Origin of the sequence: Bergeriella denitrificans NBRC 102155, assembly GCF_001592185.1 — a bacterium.
Classification (GTDB): domain Bacteria; phylum Pseudomonadota; class Gammaproteobacteria; order Burkholderiales; family Neisseriaceae; genus Neisseria; species Neisseria denitrificans.
On sequence record NZ_BCWL01000132.1, the window covers coordinates 1 to 6,065 of the forward strand.

Consider the following 6,065-nt stretch of genomic DNA (forward strand, 5'->3'; position numbering starts at 1 on the left):
ATAAATAAAACAGCTATCTGTCAGAAAAAGCCGTCTGAAAACACGGCAATACGCATTTTCAGACGGCCTTGCGGATTAATCCTGCTCTTTTTCTTCTGCCGCTTCGTAGGCTTCAACGATTTTCTGCACCAGCGGATGGCGCACCACGTCTTCGCTGGTAAAGGTGTGGAAATACAGCCCTTCCACATCGCGCAGCTTTTCGCGTGCGTCTTTCAGGCCGGATTTGATGTTGCGCGGCAAATCGATTTGGCTGATGTCGCCGGTAATCACGGCTTTGGCGCCGAAGCCGATGCGGGTGAGAAACATCTTCATCTGCTCGGGCGTGGTGTTTTGCGCTTCGTCGAGAATAACATACGCGCCGTTGAGCGTGCGGCCGCGCATATAGGCCAGCGGCGCGATTTCGATCAGGCCTTTTTCCATCAGCTTGGTTACGCGGTCGAAGCCCATCAAATCGTATAACGCATCGTAAAGCGGGCGCAGGTAGGGATCGACTTTCTGCGCCAAATCGCCGGGCAGGAAGCCGAGTTTTTCGCCCGCTTCCACCGCCGGGCGCACCAATACGATGCGCTCGATTTGGTGTTTTTCCATCGCGTCCACCGCTGCGGCCACGGCCAGATAGGTTTTGCCCGTACCTGCCGGGCCGAGGCCGAACACCACGTCGTGATTGAGCAAGGCGCGGATATAGCCGTTTTGACGCGGGGTGCGTCCGCCGATGCTGCCGCGCTTGGTGCGGAAATAATACTGCTGGTCGCGGGTTTGCTCTTCGTGTGCTTCATCGGCGGTTTTGGCTTCTACCGCCGCCAGGCGGATGGCGTTGTCTTCCAACTCGCCGCCCTCGGCCGCTTCTGCCAGCGCCAGCAGCGCGCGGCGGCCGGCGTGCGCCAAGTCGCCCATAAAGGTGAAATGTCCGAAGCGGCGGCTGATTTGGATATCCAGAGCGCGGCCGAGCGCGTCCAGATTGCTGTCGAGCGGGCCGCAGAGCCGTTGCAGCACGGCGTTATCCATGTCTTCAAATTGCAGGTGGACGGTATGTGTCATGAAATCGCGCTTCCGAATCGCTGTCGTTGAATGAATCCGCATTATAAACCCCTGCGGCGGAAAACCCAACCGGCAAAGCACCTGCCGCCCCGGGCGAAACGGCGTAAATTTCAAATCCCGCCGCGCTTAAAAATGTTACAATGGCAGGCTTGTATAGGCCGTCTGAAAACTACCCGCCGCCATGATTCCATCCGACTTCATAGACGAACTTTTAGCCAAAGTGGATATCGTCGACATTATCGACGAGCGCGTGCCGCTGAAAAAAGGCGGGGCGAACTATATGGCTTGCTGTCCGTTTCACAAAGAAAAATCGCCGTCGTTTTCGGTGAGCCCGAGCAAGCAGTTTTACCACTGCTTCGGCTGCGGGGCGCACGGCTCGGCAATCGGTTTTCTGATGGAATACCAGGGGCTGGGCTTTACCGAAGCCGTGCAGCATCTGGCCGACCGCGTGGGCATGGTAGTACCGCGCACGGGCGGACGCGTCGAAAACCACGAGCAGCGTGCCGAGCGCAAAAAAAAGCAGCAAACGCTGGAAGAAACCATGCAAGCCTGCGCGGATTTTTACCAAGGCCGTCTGAAAACCGCGCCCGAAGCGCAGCAATATTTGGCCAACCGCGGCCTGAATGCGGAAATCATCGCCCATTACGGCTTGGGCTACGCGCCCGACGGCTGGCAGCCGCTGGCGCAAGTGTTCCGGCCCTATCCGTCCACGCCGCTGGTGGACAGCGGGCAGGTGATTCACAACGAAGAGCAAAACCGCTATTACGACCGCTTCCGCCATCGGATTATGTTTCCGATACGCGACACCAAAGGCCAGGTCATCGGCTTCGGTGGACGCGTGCTCGATGATTCCAAACCCAAATATTTAAACTCACCGGATACGCCGCTGTTCGACAAAGGCCGCAATCTCTACGGCCTCTATGAAGGCCGCGCAGCCATTAAAGAAGCCGGGCGGATTTTGGTGGTCGAGGGCTATATGGACGTGGTGGCGTTGGCGCAGTTCGGTATCGGCTACGGCGTGGCCTCGCTGGGTACATCCACCACCGCCGACCATGTCAAAATGCTGATGCGCCAAACCGACAGCATTTATTTCTGTTTCGATGGCGACGGCGCAGGCCGCAAAGCCGCGTGGCGCGCGCTGGAAAACGCTTTGCCGCAGCTGAAAGACGATAAATCGCTGCATTTTCTGTTTCTGCCCGAAGAACACGACCCCGACAGCTACGTCCGCGCGTTCGGCAAAAACCAATTTGAAGATGCCCTGCTGCACCAAAGCAAACCGCTTTCCGAATATTTTTGGGAACATCTTTCAGACGGCCTCAATCTAAATACGCAGGAAGGCAAGGCGGAATTGGTGAAAACCGCTTCGCCGCTGTTGGCGCAGATTGCCGCGCCCGCGCTGGCGTTTCTATTAAAGCAGCGCCTGAGCGATTTGGTGGGCATCGACCCGGCCAACCTGGCTCAGCTTTTGGGGCAGGAAGCACCCAAGCGCCATGTGCGGCAGAAAAGCTACAAGCTGCCGCTGGCCACCGCCAAGCAGCCGGCCATGCTGACTTTGGTGCAGCGGCAAATCCGCAGCCTCTTGATAAATCCGGATTGGGCTGCATATATAGACCTGCCGGAATATTTGGCGCTGGAGGGCGATTTCGCCTGCCTGGCCAACTTGGCGGAAATGATTAAAAGCCATCAGCCGCCGCCCTCTGCGGCACAGATTTTGGAATATATGCGCGGCTCCCCTTACCGCGCGGTGCTCGACGGTATTTTCCAATCCGCCCACGCCGCCGACGAGCTCGAAGACGGCAGCGAGGAAGACTGCGAAAATTTCAAAATCGGCATGAAAAAGCTGCTGAATGAGTTAAAATACAGCCAAATCGAAGCCTTGAAGCAAAAAAGCGCCGAAACCGGCTTGAACGATTATGAAAAAAAACTTTTGGTGTCTTTATTGATGTCAAAAGCGAGTTAAACGATTATCCGTAGGGCGGGCATTCCCACTCTACACCAAGTATGAAACCTAGTTCCTCTAGGCCGTCTGAAAACATTGTCTGCCGCTGCGCGATGTCTTGATCCGCAGAACACCCTTACTTGAAAAGTCTCAGACGGCCTCAGCGTGTTTATAGTCATCAACATCAAACCTATAAACAGGCTGCTCTGCCTTCAGGTGCATTGCAATATGCAAACCGTCGGCTTTCCCTGTCAAACAACGAGATTATTATGTCCCAACACCAAGACGAATACCAAGATCAAGACGACAACCGTCCGCTGACCGTAGAAGAGCAGCGCGCCCGCCTGCGCCAGCTCATCATCATGGGTAAAGAGCGCGGCTACATCACCTACTCCGAAATCAACGATGCCCTGCCCGATGATATGTCCGATGCCGACCAAATCGACAACATCGTCAGCATGATTTCCGGCCTGGGCATTCAGGTGACCGAGCAGGCGCCCGATGCGGAAGACATTTTATTGAGCGACAACGCCGCTTCGATTACCGACGACGATGCCGTAGAAGAAGCCGAAGCCGCATTGTCCAATGCCGATTCCGAGTTCGGCCGCACCACCGACCCCGTGCGTATGTATATGCGCGAAATGGGCCAGGTAGACCTGCTGACCCGCGAAGACGAAATCATCATCGCCAAAAAAATCGAAAACGCCCTGAAAAACATGGTACAGGCCATTTCCGCCTGCCCCGGCTCCGTGGCCGAAATCTTGGCATTGATTGAACAAATCCGCAACGATGAAATCCGCGTGGACGAAGTCGTCGAAGCCATTATCGACCCCAACGAAGTCTTGCTGAACGAGCTGGGTCTCGGTCATTTGGAAAGCAGCGCGCCCGAAGCCGAAGAAAGCGACAGCGATGACGATGAAGACGACGACAGCGAAGACGACGATGAAGGCAGCAACGATGCCGAAGCCCTGTCCGCCGCCAATCTGGAAGAGCTCAAGCAGAAAGTGCTCGCGCATTTCGCCCAAATCGAAACCGATTACGCCAAGATGATTAAGGTGCTGGAGAAAAACCACAGCCGCCACCCCGACTACATCCAACACCGCGAAGCCATCGCCGCCAAGCTGCTGGAAGTCCGCTTTGCCACCCGCCAGATTGAAGCCCTGAGCAACACCCTGCGCGGCCATGTGGACAACATCCGCAAAATCGAGCGCGAAATCCGCGACATCTGCATCGACCGCGTGCGCATGGACCGCGACTACTTTATCCAAAACTTCCTGCCCGTGATGACCGACTTAAACTGGGTCAACGAAGAAGTGGCCAAAGGCCGCGTCTGGGCCGATGCCCTCGACCGCTTCCGCCACGCCATTATCGAGAAGCAGACCGAGTTGGCCGAGATGGAAAAATCCACCAAAATCTCCATCGACGAGCTGAAAGACATCAACAAAAACATGGTCATCAGCGAAAAAGAAACCGCTGCCGCCAAGCAGGAAATGATTCAGGCCAACTTGCGTCTGGTGATTTCCATCGCCAAAAAATACACCAACCGAGGCCTGCAGTTCCTTGATTTGATTCAAGAAGGCAATATCGGCTTGATGAAAGCCGTAGATAAATTCGAATACCGACGCGGCTACAAATTCTCCACCTACGCCACATGGTGGATCCGCCAGGCCATCACCCGCTCGATTGCCGACCAAGCGCGTACCATCCGCATTCCGGTGCACATGATTGAGACCATCAACAAGATGAACCGCATTTCGCGCCAATACCTGCAGGAAACCGGCGAAGAGCCCGATTCCGCCAAACTGGCCGAGCTGATGGAAATGCCGGAAGACAAAATCCGCAAAATCATGAAAATCGCCAAAGAGCCGATTTCCATGGAAACCCCGATTGGCGACGACGATGATTCGCACTTGGGCGACTTCATCGAAGATGCCAACAACGTCGCCCCGGCAGACGCGGCCATGTATTCCAGCCTGCACGAAGTGACCAAAGAAGTGCTCGAAAGCCTGACCCCGCGCGAAGCCAAAGTCTTGCGTATGCGCTTCGGCATCGACATGAACACCGACCACACGCTGGAAGAAGTGGGCAAACAGTTTGACGTGACCCGCGAACGCATCCGCCAAATCGAAGCCAAAGCCCTGCGTAAGCTGCGCCACCCGACCCGCAGCGACCGCCTGAAGAGCTTCCTCGACAGCGAAGACAACAAATCCTAAACCCGCCAAGCCGCCCGCCACGCCGGGCGGCTTTATCCGTATTTTTCAGACGGCCCGATGCCCGCATCCGGCCGCCCTAAGCCCGACTGAAAGACCCCCATGGCCAACCAACGCTTGATTTACGGCTTCCACGCCGTCAATGCCCGCCTGTGGCAAAACCCCAAATCCATTACCGAGCTCTACATCCAAGAAGGCAAATCCGATGCCCGCACCCGCGAAGTGCTCGAAAAAGCCGCCGCCGAAAACGTGCGCGTACACTTCGCCCAAGCCGAGCGGCTCGACACCCTCAGTAAAGGCTCACGCCATCAGGGCGTAGTCGGCTTTATCGACGCATCCAAAAACCACATCCATCTTGAAGATGTCTTGGAAAACCTCAGCGAGCCGGCGCTCTTGCTCGTACTCGACGGCATCACCGACCCCCACAACCTCGGCGCCTGCCTGCGTACCGCCGACGCCATGGGCGTACACGCCGTTATCGCCCCGAAAGACAAAAGCGCCGGCCTGAACGCCACCGTCAGCAAAGTCGCCTGCGGCGCCGCCGAAACCGTCCCCTACATCACCGTCACCAACCTCGCCCGCACCCTGCGCGAGCTGAAAGAATACGGCATCTGGATTGTCGGCACCGACATGGGCGGCGACGCAGATTTATACCACGCCGACCTGCCGCAAAGCATCGCCTGGGTCATGGGCAACGAAGGCGAAGGCATGCGCCGCCTCACCCGCGAACATTGCGATATGCTGGTCTCCATTCCCATGTTCGGCACAGTCGAAAGCATGAACGTCTCCGTATCCGCCGGCATGGTCTTGAGCGAAACCCGCCGCCAGCGTACAGTAGCTGCGGAAAAATAAACGGTATTTGCTACACCTGGGTTTGC

At 56.5% G+C, this 6,065-nt stretch carries 4 protein-coding genes; 3 read left to right on the forward strand and 1 reads right to left on the reverse strand.

The genetic code is table 11. The features are described 5' to 3' along the window. Positions 1-75: 75 nt before the first annotated feature. A complete protein-coding gene (locus BDE01S_RS07495; RefSeq protein WP_066079599.1) occupies positions 76-1,038 on the reverse strand; it encodes a PhoH family protein in 963 nt (320 codons plus the stop codon). 181 nt (positions 1,039-1,219) lie between these two features. Between BDE01S_RS07495 and dnaG the strand changes: the two genes are divergently transcribed. The 3 genes from dnaG to rlmB all read left to right on the forward strand — a co-directional run bounded on the left by dnaG (position 1,220) and on the right by rlmB (position 6,039). Further along, complete coding sequence (gene dnaG, locus BDE01S_RS07500) at positions 1,220-2,998, forward strand: DNA primase (RefSeq protein ID WP_066079602.1); 1,779 nt, start codon at positions 1,220-1,222, stop codon at positions 2,996-2,998. A 248-nt stretch (positions 2,999-3,246) separates the two neighbouring features. After that, positions 3,247-5,190, forward strand: coding sequence for an RNA polymerase sigma factor RpoD (gene rpoD / locus BDE01S_RS07505; protein ID WP_066079604.1), 1,944 nt, complete (start codon positions 3,247-3,249; stop codon positions 5,188-5,190). Positions 5,191-5,289: 99 nt separating this feature from the next. Continuing rightward, positions 5,290-6,039: a 23S rRNA (guanosine(2251)-2'-O)-methyltransferase RlmB gene (gene rlmB / locus BDE01S_RS07510; RefSeq protein ID WP_066079605.1), complete on the forward strand. Its 750-nt coding sequence runs from the start codon at positions 5,290-5,292 to the stop codon at positions 6,037-6,039. Positions 6,040-6,065: the final 26 nt, after the last annotated feature.